This window comes from Sphingopyxis alaskensis RB2256 (assembly GCF_000013985.1).
GTDB classification, from domain to species: Bacteria; Pseudomonadota; Alphaproteobacteria; order Sphingomonadales; family Sphingomonadaceae; genus Sphingopyxis; species Sphingopyxis alaskensis.
In genome coordinates this window covers 2,462,760-2,479,708 of the sequence record NC_008048.1, presented here as the reverse complement: position 1 = coordinate 2,479,708, position 16,949 = coordinate 2,462,760, and the positions used below count along the sequence as shown (strand labels likewise).

The 16,949-nt window shown below is 67.1% G+C and carries 21 protein-coding genes; 17 read left to right on the top strand and 4 right to left on the bottom strand.

Translation table 11 applies throughout. The features are described from left to right. Positions 1–118 precede the first annotated feature (118 nt). Complete coding sequence (gene dxs / locus SALA_RS12005) at positions 119–2,047, bottom strand: 1-deoxy-D-xylulose-5-phosphate synthase (RefSeq protein WP_011542638.1); 1,929 nt, start codon at positions 2,045–2,047, stop codon at positions 119–121. Positions 2,048–2,093: 46 nt separating this feature from the next. Continuing rightward, on the bottom strand, positions 2,094–2,336 hold the full coding sequence (locus SALA_RS12000; protein ID WP_041383308.1) for a hypothetical protein: 243 nt from the start codon (positions 2,334–2,336) through the stop codon (positions 2,094–2,096). 182 nt (positions 2,337–2,518) lie between these two features. Between SALA_RS12000 and SALA_RS11995 the strand changes: the two genes are divergently transcribed. Next, positions 2,519–3,529, top strand: coding sequence for a MipA/OmpV family protein (locus SALA_RS11995; RefSeq protein ID WP_011542636.1), 1,011 nt, complete (start codon positions 2,519–2,521; stop codon positions 3,527–3,529). Positions 3,530–3,680: 151 nt separating this feature from the next. On the opposite strand, the gene SALA_RS11990 is transcribed toward SALA_RS11995, so the two are convergent. Next, entirely contained in the window at positions 3,681–4,571 is an 891-nt protein-coding gene (locus tag SALA_RS11990; RefSeq protein WP_011542635.1) for a LysR family transcriptional regulator, read from the bottom strand. Between the two features lie 142 nt (positions 4,572–4,713). Between SALA_RS11990 and SALA_RS11985 the strand changes: the two genes are divergently transcribed. From SALA_RS11985 to SALA_RS11960, 6 genes are all read left to right on the top strand, one after another. Continuing rightward, entirely contained in the window at positions 4,714–5,340 is a 627-nt protein-coding gene (locus tag SALA_RS11985; RefSeq protein ID WP_011542634.1) for a pyridoxamine 5'-phosphate oxidase family protein, read from the top strand. Positions 5,341–5,342: 2 nt separating this feature from the next. Next, complete coding sequence (locus SALA_RS11980) at positions 5,343–5,969, top strand: glutathione S-transferase family protein (protein ID WP_011542633.1); 627 nt, start codon at positions 5,343–5,345, stop codon at positions 5,967–5,969. A gap of 83 nt (positions 5,970–6,052) precedes the next feature. Further along, positions 6,053–6,463, top strand: a complete 411-nt coding sequence (locus SALA_RS11975) for a VOC family protein (RefSeq protein WP_011542632.1) — start codon at positions 6,053–6,055, stop codon at positions 6,461–6,463. Between the two features lie 11 nt (positions 6,464–6,474). Beyond that, a complete protein-coding gene (locus SALA_RS11970) occupies positions 6,475–6,951 on the top strand; it encodes a DUF1348 family protein (protein ID WP_011542631.1) in 477 nt (158 codons plus the stop codon). Between the two features lie 13 nt (positions 6,952–6,964). Next, positions 6,965–7,186: a tautomerase family protein gene (locus SALA_RS11965; RefSeq protein ID WP_011542630.1), complete on the top strand. Its 222-nt coding sequence runs from the start codon at positions 6,965–6,967 to the stop codon at positions 7,184–7,186. Further along, positions 7,183–7,641 carry a DMT family transporter gene (locus SALA_RS11960; RefSeq protein WP_011542629.1) on the top strand — a complete coding sequence of 153 codons (459 nt, stop codon included), beginning with the start codon at positions 7,183–7,185 and terminating at the stop codon, positions 7,639–7,641. Before SALA_RS11965 ends, SALA_RS11960 begins: the two co-directional genes overlap by 4 nt. 96 nt (positions 7,642–7,737) lie before the next feature. Here the strand turns inward: SALA_RS11960 and SALA_RS17585 are convergent, their stop codons facing one another. Then, positions 7,738–8,487 carry a cold-shock protein gene (locus SALA_RS17585; protein ID WP_011542628.1) on the bottom strand — a complete coding sequence of 250 codons (750 nt, stop codon included), beginning with the start codon at positions 8,485–8,487 and terminating at the stop codon, positions 7,738–7,740. Between the two features lie 261 nt (positions 8,488–8,748). Here SALA_RS17585 and SALA_RS11950 point away from each other — a divergent pair, with 261 nt between their 5' ends. The 10 genes from SALA_RS11950 to recQ all read left to right on the top strand — a co-directional run bounded on the left by SALA_RS11950 (position 8,749) and on the right by recQ (position 16,705). Beyond that, positions 8,749–9,366, top strand: a complete 618-nt coding sequence (locus tag SALA_RS11950) for a ribonuclease D (protein ID WP_011542627.1) — start codon at positions 8,749–8,751, stop codon at positions 9,364–9,366. Positions 9,367–9,383: 17 nt separating this feature from the next. Further along, a complete protein-coding gene (lptC, locus tag SALA_RS11945) occupies positions 9,384–10,022 on the top strand; it encodes an LPS export ABC transporter periplasmic protein LptC (protein ID WP_041384091.1) in 639 nt (212 codons plus the stop codon). After that, positions 10,019–10,594, top strand: coding sequence for an LptA/OstA family protein (locus tag SALA_RS11940; RefSeq protein WP_011542625.1), 576 nt, complete (start codon positions 10,019–10,021; stop codon positions 10,592–10,594). The genes lptC and SALA_RS11940 overlap by 4 nt, the downstream gene beginning before the upstream one ends. Before the next feature lie 107 nt (positions 10,595–10,701). Further along, complete coding sequence (locus SALA_RS17160) at positions 10,702–10,851, top strand: hypothetical protein (RefSeq protein WP_153802692.1); 150 nt, start codon at positions 10,702–10,704, stop codon at positions 10,849–10,851. A 107-nt stretch (positions 10,852–10,958) separates the two neighbouring features. Then, entirely contained in the window at positions 10,959–12,773 is a 1,815-nt protein-coding gene (locus SALA_RS11935) for an ABCB family ABC transporter ATP-binding protein/permease (RefSeq protein ID WP_011542624.1), read from the top strand. A 120-nt stretch (positions 12,774–12,893) separates the two neighbouring features. Then, entirely contained in the window at positions 12,894–13,238 is a 345-nt protein-coding gene (locus SALA_RS11930) for an ArsR/SmtB family transcription factor (RefSeq protein WP_011542623.1), read from the top strand. Then, on the top strand, positions 13,235–13,720 hold the full coding sequence (locus SALA_RS11925; protein ID WP_011542622.1) for an ArsI/CadI family heavy metal resistance metalloenzyme: 486 nt from the start codon (positions 13,235–13,237) through the stop codon (positions 13,718–13,720). Before SALA_RS11930 ends, SALA_RS11925 begins: the two co-directional genes overlap by 4 nt. Positions 13,721–13,724: 4 nt before the next feature. Beyond that, positions 13,725–14,228: an arsenate reductase ArsC gene (locus SALA_RS11920; RefSeq protein WP_011542621.1), complete on the top strand. Its 504-nt coding sequence runs from the start codon at positions 13,725–13,727 to the stop codon at positions 14,226–14,228. Further along, entirely contained in the window at positions 14,225–14,884 is a 660-nt protein-coding gene (locus tag SALA_RS11915; RefSeq protein ID WP_011542620.1) for an aquaporin, read from the top strand. The genes SALA_RS11920 and SALA_RS11915 overlap by 4 nt, the downstream gene beginning before the upstream one ends. Before the next feature lie 39 nt (positions 14,885–14,923). After that, positions 14,924–16,705, top strand: a complete 1,782-nt coding sequence (gene recQ / locus SALA_RS11910; RefSeq protein ID WP_011542619.1) for a DNA helicase RecQ — start codon at positions 14,924–14,926, stop codon at positions 16,703–16,705. Positions 16,706–16,949: the final 244 nt, after the last annotated feature.

Below are 16,949 nucleotides of genomic sequence, written 5' to 3'. Positions count from 1 at the left end.
GCACTCGCCGCGTCCTCGCGCAGGAAACCAAGCGCAGTGATCCTCTCCAAAGCTTGCGCCGGGGCGCAAGGCAGGATCATGGCCCGACAGAGGCGCGACGCGAACGGGACGGCAGGGCTCAGGCCCGAACCCCCGCTTCCTCGACCCCCGCGCTGTTGTGGCGCAGCGCCTTGAGCACGGTATCGACGATCTGCGGCGCGTTCAGCCCCGCGGCGTCATATTGCAGCTCGGGCTTATCCTGATCCTGGAACATATCGGGCAGGCGCAGCGTGCGCAGCTTCAGCCCCGCGTCGATCAGTCCCTCGTCGCTCGCCAGGGTCAGCACATGCGCGCCGAGCCCGCCGATGCTGCCTTCCTCGACCGTCACGCACACTTCATGGGCGGCGAGCGTCCGGCGGATCAGCTCCTCGTCGAGCGGCTTGGCGAATCGCAGGTCGATGACGCTTGTCGACAGTCCGCGCGCCTCCAGCGTGTCGGCGGCCTTCAGTGCCTCGGCAAGCCGGGTGCCCAGCGACAGGATCGCGACGGTCTTGCCCTCGCGCACCACGCGCCCCTTGCCGATTTCCAGCTTCTGCGGCACCGCAGGCAGTGCCACGCCGGTGCCGTTACCGCGCGGATAGCGGAAGGCGATGGGCCCCGCGTCATGTTCGGCGGCGGTATAGGTCATGTGGACCAGTTCGGCCTCGTCGGCCGCCGCCATCACCACCATGTTGGGCAAGGTCGCCAGATAGGTGATGTCGAACGAGCCCGCATGGGTCGATCCGTCGGCGCCGACCAGCCCCGCGCGGTCGATCGCGAAGCGCACCGGCAGGTTCTGGATCGCCACATCATGCACGACCTGGTCATAAGCGCGCTGGAGGAAGGTCGAATAGATCGCCGCGAACGGCCGCATCCCCTGCGCCGCCAATCCGGCGGCGAAGGTCACCGCATGTTGTTCGGCGATGCCGACGTCGAAGCTGCGGTCGGGATGCACCTTCGCGAACTTGTCAACGCCGGTGCCCGAGGGCATCGCCGCGGTGATCGCGACGATGCGCTTGTCCGTTTCGGCCAGCTTCGCCAGTGTTTCGCCGAACACATTCTGATAGGCGGGCGGTCCCGGTGGCGCCTTTGCCTGTTCGCCGGTGATGACGTCGAACTTCTGCACCCCGTGATATTTGTCGGCGGCGGCCTCGGCAGGGGCGTACCCCTTGCCCTTCTTGGTCACTGCGTGGATCAGCACCGGGCCATGGTCGCTGTCGCGGACATTTTCCAGGATCGGGATCAGATGGTCGAGATTATGCCCGTCGATCGGCCCGACATAATAAAAACCCAGCTCCTCGAACAAGGTGCCGCCCATCGCCATGCCGCGGGCATATTCGTCCGTCTTTTTCGCCGCCTTGTGCAGCGGTTCGGGCAGCTTGCGCGCAAAGCGCCGCGCAATCTCGCGCAGCTCGAGAAATGGCCGCGACGACACGAGCTTGGCGAGATAGGCCGACAGCCCGCCGACGGGCGGCGCGATCGACATGTCATTGTCGTTCAAAATGACGATCAGCCGGTTGCCCGCCTGTTTCGCATTGTTCATCGCCTCATAGGCCATGCCGGCCGACATCGACCCGTCGCCGATCACCGCGATCGCGCGGCCGGGTTCGTCCTTCAGCTTGTTGGCGATGGCAAAACCCAGCGCCGCGCTGATCGAGGTTGAGCTGTGCGCCGCGCCGAACGGGTCATATTCGCTCTCGCTGCGCTTGGTGAAGCCCGACAGGCCGCCGCCCTGGCGCAGCGTACGGATGCGGTCGCGGCGCCCGGTGATGATCTTGTGCGGATAGCATTGGTGGCCGACGTCCCACACCAGCTTGTCGCGCGGGGTGTCGAACACATAATGGATCGCGGTCGTCAGCTCGACGACGCCGAGCCCGGAACCCAGGTGCCCGCCCGTGGTCCCGACGGCGGAAATCATCTCGGCGCGCAGCTCGTCGGCGAACTGGCGGAGGTCTTCGGGCTTCAGCTTGCGGAGGTCGGCGGGGACATCCACCGTGTCGAGCAGCGGCGTATGCGGGCGGTCGGTCATCGCGCCGTCATACCGCCAAGCGCATGGGGTGTCGAACGAAAAGGGTTCAGTCGCCCGGCCCGTCGCGCTCCTCGTCGCCTTGCCGCTTCGCCGCGTCCACCTGCGCGTAAAGCCCGCGCACCATCAGGTCGGTGAACACCAGCATCACCCCGATCATCGCGACGAGCAGCGCGATCGCGGCGACGGGGAAGGGCCCGATGCTCGCGACCATCCCGCGTCGCATCGCGAGTGCGAGCAGTGCTGCGGCCACCATCAGCGCATAGCCGACGCGGCGAGGGACGCGGCTCATTCGCGCGGCTCGTGCGGGGAGCCCATGGCGGCGCGAGGAACTGGAAAAGCGGCGATGGCAAAGCGGTGCATGAAAGACGCATGGAAGCAAAATCGCCCCGTCGCAAGACGAAGTCGTTGCAATGGCGCGCGCTTTACTTACACCCTTGGCAAGAGGGGCAAGATCATAGGAATGACCAACGCATGTCCATGCCCCGTCCGACGCGCCTTCGCTCCATCATGCGCCCGTTGATTTCGTTTTTCGCCGCCGCGCTGGCAATCGGCCCGGCTTCCGCCGAGGAAACGTCGCCCGCTGACGGTCTCGAAGCAGAGGCGACCATCGCCGCTGCGAATGGGTTCGACGACGCCCCGCGCTACCTCCAGGACAGCGACATCGACGAAAATATCCTGCTGCCCGCGGCGCGGCCCGACGACGACGATCCCGAACGGACCTGGTCGCGCGACTATTTCGCGGTCGCCGCGGGCGTGCTCAGCACGCCCGAATATAATGGCGCCGACGACCGCCGCCTCGTCCCCGCCATCTATCTGCGCGGGCGCATCAGCGGTTATTCCTTCTCGACGCGCGGCACCAATTTCCAGGTCGACCTGATCCGTCAGCGGCGCGGGCAGAAAACCGACTTCAAGTTCGGCCCGATCATCAGCCTGCGCAGCGACCGCACCGGCAAGATCGACGATCCGCAGGTTGCGGCGCTCGGCAAGCGCAAGATTGCTGTCGAAACCGGGCTTTTCGCGGGAGTATCGCACACCGGCGTCATCACCAGCGCCTATGACCAGATCGCCTTTCGCGTCGTGGCGCTCAAGGATATTTCGGGCCGCCACGGCAGCTGGGCCGCCTCACCGACGATCGATTACGGCACCCCGCTGTCGAAGCGCGCCTATGTCGGCGTGTCGGCCTCGGTCAACTTCTATGGCAAGGGCTTTGGCCGCTATTATTACGACATCGACCCGGCGGACAGCGCGGCGAGCGGGCTGCCCGTCTATGACGGAGCGGGGAAAAAGGCGACCGCGGGCAAATATACGTTGGGGATTGCGGGCGCCTATGCGCTGTCGGGCGATCTGCGCAAGGGTTTCGTCCTGCTCGGCGGCGCGCAATATGGCCGCCTTGGCAAAGGTTTCGCCCGCTCACCGATCGTAGCCGACGTTGGCGATGCCGACCAGTGGCTGTTCGGCGGCGGCTTGGCATATCAGTTCTGAAAGGTTGCGGGCGATAGGCGCCGTACCCCGGCGAAAGCCGGGGTCCAGAGCGGGATAAGCCAACGCCTGCTCCTGGGCGCCCTGGGCCCCGGCTTTCGCCGGGGTACAACAGTAAGACGAAGGTCCGCTTCCCAGCCCAACGCTCCCCCCTTCATCCCAGCCCCGCCATGCGCATACGCGCCTGCATCGCTTCGACGAACAGCCGCACCGCGGGCAGCGCCGCGCGCGACGGTTCGAACAGCAGATGGACGGGCAGCGCGGGCGGCTGCTCCTGCTCCAGCAGCGCGATCAGCCGCCCCGCGTCGATCGCCTCGGCTAGCTGATAGGACAAGAGGTTCGCGATCCCCAGTCCCGCCTCGGCCGCCGCGAGCGCGCCGTCGACGGTGTTGACGGTCAACCGCGGCGGCGCGGGCAGCCGCCAGCGTTCGCGGGCGAACTGCCATTCGCTCGTCCAGCGCGGCCCCATCGTGCCGATCAGATCATGCCCCTTGAGATCCGCGATGCCGTGCGGCGCGCCGCGGCGCGCGAGATAGGCGGGGCTGGCGACGAGCATCTGGCGCACGCGGCCGATGCGCACCGCCTTCAGCCCCGAATCGGCGAGCGCGCCGATCCGCACTGCGACGTCGATGCCCTCCTCGACGATACGGACGTTGCGGTCGATCAGCATCATCCGCACGCCAAGCTCGCGGTGCTTGGTCATCATCGCATCGACCACCGGCAGCACGTGCAGCCGCCCGAACATCACCGGCGCGGTGAGGTGGAGCTGGCCACTGGGGGCTGCCGCGGCGCCGCGCAGCGCGCGTTCGGCGCCCGCGAGGTCGGCGAGGATGCGCCGCGCCTCGCCCAGAAAGGCCGCGCCGGCGTCGGTCAGCGCGACCGCGCGCGTCGAACGATGGAAGAGCGCCGTGCCGAGCCGCGCCTCAAGCGCCGCGATCCCGCGCGTCACTGCTGGCGGCGAACTGCCCAGCTTGCGCGCGGCGGCGGCGAAACCGCCTTCGCTCGCCACCGCGACGAACATTTCCAGCGTCAGCAACCGGTCCAAGATTATTCCACTTACAGGAATTAAGATATACCAAAATGGCTGATTATCACGTCCTTTGCAATAGCCTACATCGGCGCTGCGAACGGAGGCGCCCTCTCCCGGAAGATCTCGGTTCGTCTGGCTTCGTGCGAAGGTGAGGATGATGGCGCGCAATTACCGGCACACGCTGTTCGACGACGCGGTCAAGGCCTTGCAGGAGCGCCATGGCTCGCGTGCTTCCTATCTGAAGATGGACGCGGGGGCCGACGGCACCCCCGACGCATTGACCGCAAAGGAGCTGGACTTCATCGCACAGCGCGACAGCTTCTACATGGCGAGCGTCAACGGCGAAGGCTGGCCCTATATGCAGCACCGCGGCGGTCCCGCCGGTTTTCTGCGCCATATTTCGGGCAACCGCATCGGCTTCGCCGATTATCGCGGCAACCGGCAATATATCAGCACCGCGAACCTCGCGGGCAATGACCGCGTCGCGCTGTTCCTGATGGACTATCCCCATCGCGACCGGCTGAAACTGGTGGGCCATGCCCGCATCGTCGAGCTTGCCGACGATCCCGCCGCGGTCACCGCGCTGATGCCCGAGGGCTATCGCGCGACGCCCGAGCGCGCCTTCTTCATCGACGTCATCGGCTGGGAATGGAATTGTTCGCAACATATCACCCCGCGCTTCACCGAGGCCGAAATTGCGGCGGCGATCCGCCCGATGGCGGCCGAACTCAATCAACTGCGCGCCGAGCTTGCCGCCCTGCGCGCCGACCCCAGGGGAGACTGACGATGATCCGCCTTCATGGTTCCGCCATGTCGGGCAATGCGCACAAGGTGCGTATCGCGCTCGCCTTGCTCGGCCTCGACTGGCACGACGAGCCCACCGACGCCGCGGCGCGGCAGAGCGAGGCTTTTCGCGCGCTCAACCCGATGGCGCAGATCCCGGTCTATGTCGAAGGCGATTTCGTCCTGCGCGACAGTCAGGCGATCCTCGCCTATCTCGCGGCGCGGCACCGCCCCGGCGACTGGGACGGGCGCACGCCCGAAGAGCGCGGCGCGATCATGATGTGGTTGTCGCACGCGGCAAACGAGATTTTCAACGGCCCCGCGCTGCTGCGCGCCGAGCGGCTGTTCGACTGGTCGATCGACCATGATCGCGCGGTGGTCGTTGCCGAGCGCATCCTGCCGGTCGTCGAAGCGCATCTGGCGGGGGGACGCGACTGGCTCGTCGGCGACCGGCTGACGATCGCCGACATCGCCGCGAGCCCCTATCTCGCGCTCGCACCTGATGGCGGGATCGACCTCGACCACTGGCCGCGCATCCGCGACTGGACGCGCCGCATTGCCGCGCTGCCCGGCTTTCCGTCGATGCCGGGCTGGTCCGCGTCGGCGCTCGCCGCCGAAGCCACGGCCTGAAGCCCCGCGCGCAACCTCCTTACCCCTCGCAAGCGCGCGACACCTGCGTCGGGGGGCGATATTTTGAACAGGAAAGGAAATCCATGACCATAGCCATGACCCGCGGCGCGCACCATGTCGGGCTCGCCGTCCGCGACGTCGCCGAGGCGCGCGACTTTTTTGTCGAGACGCTGGGTTTCACTGTCGCGGCGGAGCGCCCGGACTATCCGGCGATCTTCGTGTCCGACGGCACGACGCTGCTCACCTTGTGGCAGGTCGCCGATCCGGCGCGCGCGACGCGCTTCGATCGCCGCGCCAACATCGGCCTGCACCATCTGGCGCTCGCAGTCGCCGATCTCGACGCGCTGCGCGCCGTTTTTGCACGGGTGCAGGCGCATCCCGGCGTGACGATCGAGTTCGACCCCGAACCGATCCGCGAGGGCGCGACGACGCACCATTTCATCTGCGCGATGCCCGGCGGCATCCGCATCGAATTTGCCACCCCTTTCGCCTGAAGACGCGCGTCATGTCCCGGCCCCCGCTTCCACCTTTCGACGCCGTCAGCGCGGCGCGCAAGGTCCGTCTGGCCGAAGACGGCTGGAACAGTCGCGATCCCGCGCGCGTCGCGCTCGCCTACAGCGAGGATAGTGAATGGCGGAACCGCTCGACCTTTCTGACCGGGCGGGATGCGATCGTCGACTTCCTCACCGGCAAATGGCAGCGCGAACAGGATTATCGGCTGGTGAAGGGCCTGTGGGCTTTCTCCGGCAACCGTATCGCGGTGCGTTTCGCCTATGAATGGCATGATGCCGAAGGCGGCTGGTGGCGCTCCTATGGCAATGAGAATTGGGAGTTTGCCGAAGACGGCACGATGCGGCGGCGGATCGCGAGCATCAACGATGTGGCGATCGCCGCCGCCGATCGCCTGCTGCTCTGGCCGCGCGATGGGCGCGGCGACCGCCGCCCCGACGACCATCCGGGGCTGGAAGACCTGGGACTCTGACCGGAGAAAGACCATGCCTTATGTCAACATCCGCATCACGCGCGAGGGCGCGACGGCCGCGCAGAAGGCCGAACTGATCGCCGGAGTGACCGACCTGCTCCAGGAGGTGCTGGCCAAGAACCCCGCGACAACCGTCGTCAATATCGACGAGGTCGATCTGGACAATTGGGGGGTGGGCGGCCTGCCCGTCGCCGCATATCGTGCGCGGCAAAAATCGAAGGAGCCCGAAACATGACAGCGAACCACGCCGCCCCCGCCTTCGCCGCGATCATGTTGCTCACCGGGGTCGGCATCCCGATCCTCGCGGCGCTGAACGGGGGGCTTGGCGCGCGGCTTGGCAGCCCGATGGCGGCGTCGATGATCCTCTTCGGTCTCGCCTTCCTCATCGCTGCGGCGGGCGCGCTGATGACCGGCTCGTTCGGCGCGGTGCGCTTCACGGGCGACATCCCCGTACATTTCTATTTCGGTGGGCTGTTCGTTGCCTTTTATGTGATCGCCGTGACCTTCATCGCGCCGCGCTTCGGTGTCGGCAATGCGATCTTTTTCGTGCTCGTCGGCCAACTCGTCAGCGCGGCGACGATCGACCATTTTGGCCTGTTCGGCGCGATACGCTCGACGATCGACCTGAAACGGATCGCCGGGATTGCGCTGATGATTGCAGGCGTCTGGCTCGCGCGGCGCACGGGGTGAGGGCGCCAGCGTCGGGCCAGCCGCGGTGCGCGGCGATGCATCCTGAAAAAAGGGCGGCCCCGGGGCCGCCCTTTTCGTGTCCGGTCGTGCCGCCGATCAGTCCTGATGCGGCTGCAGGTTCACCGCGGCGAACTTGCCGCGATCATCGACTTCGATGTCGAAGGCGACGCGGTCGCCCTCTTCAAGGCCCGCCATGCCCGCGCGCTGCACCGCGCTGATGTGGACGAAGGCGTCGGCCTGGCCATCGTCGCGCGCGATGAAGCCGAAGCCCTTGGTCGTGTTGAAGAACTTCACCGTGCCCGACGTGCGTTCGCCGGTCAACTGGCGCCGCCCGCGGGCGCCGCCCGGGCGATCCTCACGCTGACGCGGGGCGAACTCTTCGACCGGCATCGGTTCGCCCTCGATCTTGAGGTCGATTGCCGACACCTTGCCGTTGCGCTCGACGAGCGTGAAAGCGAGCGGCTGGCCCGACGCGAGACCCTGGAGCCCCGCCTGTTCGACCGCGCTGATATGGACAAAGACGTCTTCGCCACCGTCGTCGCGGGCGACGAAGCCGAAACCCTTGGACGGGTTGAAGAACTTGACCGTGCCCTGGCCTTCACCGACGACCTGTGCCGGCATGCCGCCGCCACGCCCACCGCCGAAGCCGCCGCCACGGTCGCCGCCGCCGAAGCCACCGCCCCGGTCGCCGCCAGCGAAACCGCCGCGGTCACGATCACCGAAACCGCCACGCCCGCCGCCGTAGGAGTCGCCGCCATAGGGGGCCGGTTCGAAGCTGTCGAAATTGCCGAAATCATCGCGCTTGCCGCGTCCCCGATGGCCACGGCGATCCTTATTGAAACTCATTGCTTAGTAGTCGCTTTCGGTCGTCCATACCCCATTCAACCGGCTCCTTGCGCCGGACGGGGACGCAGTTCACCACGGGCACAGACTCGCCCCATGCCACCAAGGACGCAAGATATAGCCTAATTATCCACAGGCTGCGAACAGAAAATTGCAATGGCGCCTTCGGGAATATCATACAGATTACCGCGGCCCCGGCCCGGCGTGGCAGGCCGGCGAAAACCAGTCATTGAGCGGCGCGGCCGCTTGGCCTAAGGCGGCGGGATGAGCGTATATTTCCACGAAGAAGACCTGCCCGAAGATGTGCTGGGGCCTGGCGCGGTCGCGGTCGATACCGAAACCATGGGGCTCAATCCGCTGCGCGACCGGCTGTGCCTCGTCCAGATCAGCGACGGGTCGGGCGACGAGCATCTGGTTCGTTTCAGGCCCGGCAGCAGCTACGACGCGCCGGTGCTGAAGGCGATCCTCGCCGACCCGGAGCGGCTGAAACTCTTTCATTTCGCGCGTTTCGACATCGCCGCGTTGCAGCAGGCACTCGGCGTCGTGACGACGCCCGTCTATTGCACCAAGATCGCCTCGAAGCTGGTGCGCACCTATACCGACCGCCATGGCCTCAAGGAACTGGTGCGCGAGCTGCTGGGGCAGGAGGTGTCGAAGCAGCAGCAGTCGAGCGACTGGGGCGCCGCCGAACTCAGCGAGGCGCAGCGCGACTATGCCGCGAGCGACGTGCGGTTCCTGCACGCGATGAAGGAGATCCTCGACGCGCGGCTGGCGCGCGAGGGGCGCACCGAATTGGCGCAGGCCTGTTTCGATTTCCTGCCGACGCGCGCGGCGCTCGACCTCGCGGGATGGCCCGAGGTCGATATTTTCGCGCACAGTTGAGGATCGATTCGCAAGCGATGTCCGAACGCGCCGACCTTGACCGCACGATGCGCCAGATGTGGGCGCGCAGCGGATCGAGCCACGACCGGGTGGTGCGCGTCCTGCGCTATGGCCTGCCGCTGGTGATCGGCGTCGTCGCGGCGGTGCTGGTCTTTTCGCCCTTCACCCAGCGCGCCGAGATCAGCTTCCTGCTCGCCAAGGACAAGGTCGACATGGCGAGCGAGCGAATGAAGGTGACGCGGGCCGAATATCGCGGGCAGGATGCCAAGGGGCAGCCGTTCGCGCTGCTCGCGGGCAGCGCGGTGCAGAAAAGCTCGGCCGAACCGATCGTGCGGATGACCGACCTGTCGGGTGCGATCCGCCTCGCCGACGGCCTCGCGACGATCGTTGCCCAAAGCGGCGCCTATAATATGGAAACCGAAAGGGTCGTGGTGCCCGGCACGGTGCGGGTACGCAGCGCCAACGGATACCGGCTCGACGCAAGCAATGTCGCGGTCGACCTGAACACCCGCCGTCTGATCGGAACGGGCGGCGTCGAAGGTGCATTGAACATCGGGCAATTTTCGGCCAACGCGCTGTCCGCCGACCTCGACAAGCGGATTGTCCGGCTGGAGGGCAATGCCCGGCTGCGGATCAACCAGGGAGCGATCAAATGAACCGGACCGGGACGCGCAGGAGCCTGATGCTCGCGGGCGCGGGGTTTGTGCTGACCAGCCTCGCGATCCTGTCGGTCGGCGGTGGCGACCGTGCGGCGGCGCAGGCGCTGGCCAATCACAACAGCAATGCGCCGGTCGACTTCGCCGCTGGCAGCATCGAGGTGCAGGACCGCGCCGACCGGGTGGTGCTCGCGGGCAATGTCCGCGTCACCCAGGCGGGGCTGGTCGTTACCGCGCCCCGAATGACGGTCGCCTATACGCGTGCGGGCGGCACCGACGTCAACCGGCTTGACGCGACCGGCGGGGTGACGGTGGTGAAGGGCGATGAATCGGCGCGTGGCAATGTCGCCATCTATGACCTCGACCGGCGGCTGATCACCATGGTGGGCAATGTCGAGCTGCGCCAGCGCGGCAACAATCTGCGCGGCGGACGGCTGGTTATCGACCTGAACAGCGGTCGCGCGACGGTCGACGGCCGCGGCGCGGCGCGGGGCCCCGACGGCAATCCGGTCGCGGGCGGCACGGGCGGGCGCGTCACCGGTACCTTTACCGTACCGGAAAGAAAGCAGTAACCAGCGCTTTTCACGGCTCGGCAACCCTGCGCCATCACCATGGCCGACGGGTCCAGAACCATTGCGGTGCCGGGGGGCGACACCGCGTCCTGAAAGGCGAGCCCCCGATGCGCTTCTCTCCCCTTGTTCCGCTGCGCCGTCCGTTGCTCGGTCGCCGTGCCGAGCCGCCCGCGGCGATCATTCCGACCCCTACGTCCGAGGAACGGCGGCTGATCGAGCGCATCATGCGGCATTTGGGGCCGCGCGAGAAACTCTAGATCTGCGAGATTCCGGCCTTCGTCGGGATGACGAATTGGCGAGATAGCTTGATTTCGCCGTTCAGCCCGCTTGGCCTTCCGCTCGCGCCCCCCTACATGGGGCGCGCATGCCGCCCGATACCGCCACCTCCGCCGACGCGGCCAAGGAACCGCCCGTTCTCGATACGCTGAAGCGTTTCCTGCCCTATCTGTGGCCTGCGGGACACAGAGGCCACAAGGTGCGGATCGTCGGGGCCGGGCTGATCGTGCTGGCGTCAAAGGGCGTGCAGCTGTCGATGGGTTTCCTCTATGGCGCGGCGATCGACGCGATGGTGCCGGGGATGGAGGAAGGCGTCGCGCTCGCGATCGGGCTGGTCCTCGCTTATGCCGGCGCCCGCTTTGCCGGGGTGCTGTTCGACAACCTCCGCAATGTTGTGTTCGAGCGCGTCGGGCAGGATGCGACACGCGAGCTGGCGATCGCGACCTTCAGCCACCTGCACGCGTTGAGCCTGCGTTTTCATCTCGCGCGGCGAACGGGCGAAGTGACCAAGGTGATCGAGCGCGGGACCAAGAGCATCGACACGATGCTCTATTTCCTGCTCTTCAACATCGCGCCGACGGTCATCGAACTCGCTGCGGTGCTGATCATCTTCTGGACCAGGTTCAGCTTCGGCCTGGCGAGCGCGACCGCGCTGATGGTCGTCGTCTATATCCTCTTCACGCGCAAGGTGACCGACTGGCGCAACGCGCTGCGCGCCCGGATGAACGACCTCGACACGCTGACCATAGGGCGCAGCGTCGACAGCCTGCTCAATTACGAGACGGTCAAATATTTCGGCGCCGAGGCGCGCGAGGAGGCGCGTTACCGCGACGTCGCCGACCAATATGCGCGCGCCGCGGTGAAAAGCGAGAACAGCCTCGCCTGGCTCAATATCGGGCAGAGCCTGATCACCAACGCCGCGCTCGCCGGGGCGATGGCCTATACGGTGTGGGGCTGGTCGGTCGGCGCCTACAAGGTCGGCGACGTCGTGCTGGTGAACACGCTTCTGGCCCAGCTGTTCCGCCCGCTCGACATGCTCGGCATGGTCTATCGCGTCATCCGTCAAGGGCTGATCGACATGGAAGCGATGTTCCGCCTGATCGACACGCCGCCGGAGATTTCGGATGCACCCGATGCCTGGCCGCTGGTGGTGAACGGCGGGGCGGTGACGTTCGAGAATGTCGTCTTCGGTTACGAGCCGGACCGCACGATCCTGAACGGCGTCAGCTTTGCCGTCGGCGCGGGCGAGACGCTGGCGATCGTCGGGCCTTCGGGGGCGGGCAAGTCGACGATCGCGCGGCTGCTGTTCCGTTTCTATGACCCGCAAGGCGGGCGCATCCTGATCGACGGGCAGGACATATCGCAGGTGACGCAGGCGAGCCTGCGCGCGAGCATCGGCATCGTTCCGCAGGACACGGTGCTGTTCAACGATTCGATCGGTTACAATATCGCCTATGGCCGCGAGGGGGCGAGCGCCGAGGAGATTGCAGCGGCAGCCGAGGGCGCGGCGATCGACGGCTTTATCGCCTTGCTACCGCAGGGTTATGACACCGAGGTCGGCGAGCGCGGGCTGAAACTGTCGGGCGGCGAGAAGCAGCGCGTCGCGATTGCACGAACGTTGCTCAAGAACCCGCCGGTGCTGATCCTCGACGAAGCGACGAGCGCGCTCGACAGCCGCACCGAGGCGGCGATCCAGGATACGCTGGAGCGCATCGCGGCGCGGCGAACGACGCTGGTGATCGCGCACCGCCTGTCGACGGTGACGAACGCCGACCGCATCATCGTGCTCGACAAGGGCCGCGTCGCCGAGACGGGGACGCACGACGAACTGCTGCGGATGCGCGGGCTCTACGCCGACATGTGGGCGCGGCAGCAGGCGGAGAAGGAGGAGGGGACGGTTTAGGACCGGGCAGCTTCGCTCGCAATGACGAGGCATCAAATTATTTCGACGTTTGTCGAAATATCTGTTGACCTGCATCGCTTATTTCCATATTTCGACAATCATCAAAACATGGAGATGACGATGGAATCCGAAACCGTTATCCGCGCGCTCGGCGCGCTGGCGCAGGAGCATCGGCTGGCGCTGTTCCGGCTGCTCGTGCAGGCGGGCCCCGACGGACTTGCGGCGGGAACGATTGCCGAGGCGCTGGGGGTTCCGGCGTCGTCGCTGTCCTTCCATCTGGCGCAGCTCGCCAACGCGGGGCTGATCGCGCAGCGGCGCGAGGGGCGCTCGCTCATCTATTCGGCCGATTATGGCGCGATGACCGCGCTCGTCGGCTTCCTCATGGAAAATTGCTGCGGCGGGGCGGTCTGTGCGCCCGCGGCGGGATGTGCCACCGAAACCAACGGCGAAAGGAAAAGCGCATGAGCCGGTTCCACATGCATGTCGGCGTTGCCGACCTCGACAAGTCGATCGCCTTTTACAGCGGGCTGTTCGGCGCGGCGCCGAGCGTGACCAAGCCCGATTATGCCAAATGGATGCTCGACGATCCGCGGATCAATTTCGCCATCTCGGTGCGCGACGGCGCGCATCGCGGGATCGAGCATGTCGGCTTGCAAGTCGAGGATGCCGATGAGCTGAAGGCGGTCTACGGCCGTTTGAAGGACGCCGGCGCCCCGGTGCTCGAAGAGGGCGCGACGACCTGTTGCTACGCCAAGTCCGAAAAAAGCTGGATCGCCGATCCCGACGGGGTGGTGTGGGAAGCCTTTCTGACCAATGGCGAGGCGACGGTGTACGGCGACAGCCCCGATTTTGCGCCGCTGGCGTCGGCCGACGCTGCCGAAGGCGCGTGTTGCGTGCCTGCGACAGTCGAGGTGCGCCCGGCGTCCGCGCCGAACGTCTGTTGCTGACGCCGTGACCGGGGGGCTTGGCGTGCTGGTGCTCTGCACCGGCAATTCGGCGCGCAGCATCTTGGGCGAGGCGCTGGTCGGGCGCATGGGCGAAGGGCGGCTCACTGCGTTCAGCGCGGGGAGCAAGCCGAGGGGTGCACCGCACCCCGCGGCGCTCCGCCTGCTCCGCGCAAAGGGTTTTGACGTGGCAGCGTTCCGCTCGAAAAGCTGGGACGAATTCGCCGCGCCGGGCGCGCCCCGCATCGACATCGCGATCACCGTGTGCGGCAATGCGGCGGGCGAGGCGTGCCCGCTGTTCACCGGCGCGCCGGTGCGCGCGCATTGGGGGCTTGCCGACCCCGCCGATGCGCCGGGCGGCGCGGCGGCCGAGGATGCGGCCTTCGCCGAAACCTGGCGGCTGCTCGAAATGCGCGTCGCGGCGATGCTCGCGCTGCCGCTCGAAACCATGACGGCGGCCGAGCGGCGCGCCACGCTGAACGCAATCGGACAGATGGAGGGCGCGGCGTGACCCGGCAGATCGCGGCCGAAGCGATCGGCAGCTTTTTCCTGTTCGCGGCGGTCGTTGGATCGGGAATCATGGCGGAGACGCTGTCGGGCGGCAATGTCGGGATTGCGCTGCTCGCCAATGCGCTCGCGACCGGCGCGATATTATTCGTGCTGATCGCGATGCTGGGGCCGGTGTCGGGGGCGCATTTCAACCCGGCGGTGACGCTGGTGATGGCGCTCGGCCGCCGCATTGCACCGCGCGCCGCGGCCCTTTACGTCGCCGCGCAGCTTGCGGGCGGTATTCTTGGCGTGTGGGCGGCGCATCTGATGTTCGACTTGCCGCTGCTGCAATTCTCGGAGAAGGCGCGCACGGGCAGCGGGCAGTGGGCGGGCGAGTTCGTCGCGACCTTTGGCCTGATTCTGACGATCCTCGGCACCGTGCGCCACCGCCCCGATTGGGTCGCACCCAGCGTCGCGCTCTATATCACCGCCGCCTATTGGTTCACCTCGTCGACGAGTTTCGCCAATCCCGCCATTGCCGTCGCGCGCAGCCTGTCGGACAGTTTCGCCGGCATCGCACCCGCCGACGTGCCCGCCTTTGTGACGGCGCAGCTCGGCGGCGCGGTGGCGGCCTGGATGTACGGGCGCTGGTTGTTTGCCGGGGAGGCGGCGGCATAACCCCTACCGTCGCATGGCCGCGCTTGCTAGGGCGGGGTCATGTCCTCTCCCGCCGACGCGCTCCTCCCGCTGCTCAAATCCACCTTCGGCTTCGACGCCTTTCGGGGCCGTCAGGGCGAGGTGGTCGCGCGGGTGATGGCGGGCGAGCGCACGCTGGCGGTGATGCCGACGGGGGCAGGAAAATCGCTGACCTATCAATTGCCCGCTGTGGCGCTGGAGGGCTGCGTCGTCGTCGTGTCGCCGCTGATCGCGCTGATGCACGACCAGCTGCGCGGCGCGCGCGCGGCGGGAATAAGAGCAGCGTCGCTCACCAGCGTCGATGCCGATTTCGCCGACACGCGGCAGGCCTATCGCGACGGGCAGCTCGACCTTCTCTATATCACGCCCGAGCGCGCGACGGGCGAGGGCTTCCGCTCGCTCATGGAAGCGCGCGCACCTGCGCTGTTCGCGATCGACGAGGCGCATTGCGTTTCGGAATGGGGGCATGATTTCCGCCCCGATTACCGGCTGCTCAGGCCGCTTCTCGATGCCTTTCCCGACGTTCCGCGGCTCGCGCTGACGGCGACCGCCGACAAGCATACGCGCGAGGATATTCTCGTCCAGCTGGGCATTCCGGCCGAGGGGCTGGTGCTCGCGGGCTTCGACCGGCCGAATATCCGCTATCGGGTAACACCGCGGGTGAGCCCGGCGAAGCAGCTGGCCGATTTCATCGCCGCCAATCCGGGGCCGGGGATCGTCTATTGCCCGACGCGCGACGGGACCGAACGCATGGCCGAAAGGCTCGCCGCCGCGACGGGGCGCAGCGTTGCCGCCTATCACGCCGGGCTGGACCCCGAGCGGCGCGCGCGGGTGCAGCATGATTTTGTCGCGTCGGAGGACGGCATCGTCACGGCGACGGTCGCCTTCGGCATGGGGATCGACAAGCCCGACGTGCGTTTCGTCGCGCACGCGGGCCTGCCGAAATCGATCGAAAGCTATTATCAGGAAACGGGCCGCGCGGGGCGCGACGGCGACCCGGCCGAGGCGCTGATGCTGTGGGCCGCCGATGATTTTGCGCGCGCCCGCGCGCGCTTGTCCGAACTGCCCGAGGCGCGCGTCGCGGCCGAACGCGCGCGCCTCAATGCGCTCGCGGCGCTGGTCGAAACGGCCCAGTGCCGCCGCGCGCTGCTGCTCCGCCATTTCGGCGAAAATCCGCCCACACGCTGCGGCAATTGCGACACCTGCCTCGACCCGCCGAAACAGGTCGATGCGACGGTGCTCGCGCAGAAATTGATGAGCGCGGTCTATCGCACGGGTCAGAGTTTCGGCGCGGGCCATGTCGAGGCGGTGCTGACGGGGCGGAGCGACGAACGGGTCGTCAGCCGCGGGCACGACAAATTGTCGGTGTTCGGAATCGTCGAGGGCGAGGAAGCGCGGCTGATCAAGCCGCTGGTCCGCACGCTCGTCGCGCGCGAGGCGTTGCAGGCGACCGAGCATGGCGGGCTGATGTTCGGCCCCGCCGGCCGCGCGGTGATGAAGGGCGAAGCGCCGGTGCTGATCGCCGAGCCGCCGGTGAAACGTACGCAGCGTGCGAGCCGCAGCGACCGCGCGGCGGCCAATCCGGTCGGCGATCCGCTGTTCGAGGCACTGCGCGGCATCCGGCGCGAGCTTGCCGCCGAGGCGGGGGTGCCGCCCTATGTCGTGTTCCACGACGCGGTGCTGCGCGCGATGGCGAGCGAGCGCCCCGCGACGCGCAGCGATCTTGCCGCGATTCCTGGCGTCGGCGCCAAAAAACTGGAGGCGTGGGGCGATGCGTTTCTGGATGTGATCCGGCAGTTCTGATCGTTCGAGAGCGGCCGTTAGTTGCCCTAATATCCTCCCCATCGACTTGCGATGGGGAGGTGGCAGCCCGCAGGGCTGACGGAGGGGCAGCGAGCGCGCAGCGCTCGCTGCCCCTCCACCATCGCTTCGCGGCGGTCCCCCTCCCCATCGCAAGTCGATGGGGAGGATTATCAACGGCAGCTCGCCAGCCCAAATCAGATTGTCATAAGTCGCCTCCGCACCTTCACGCTTGTCAGCAGCCAGT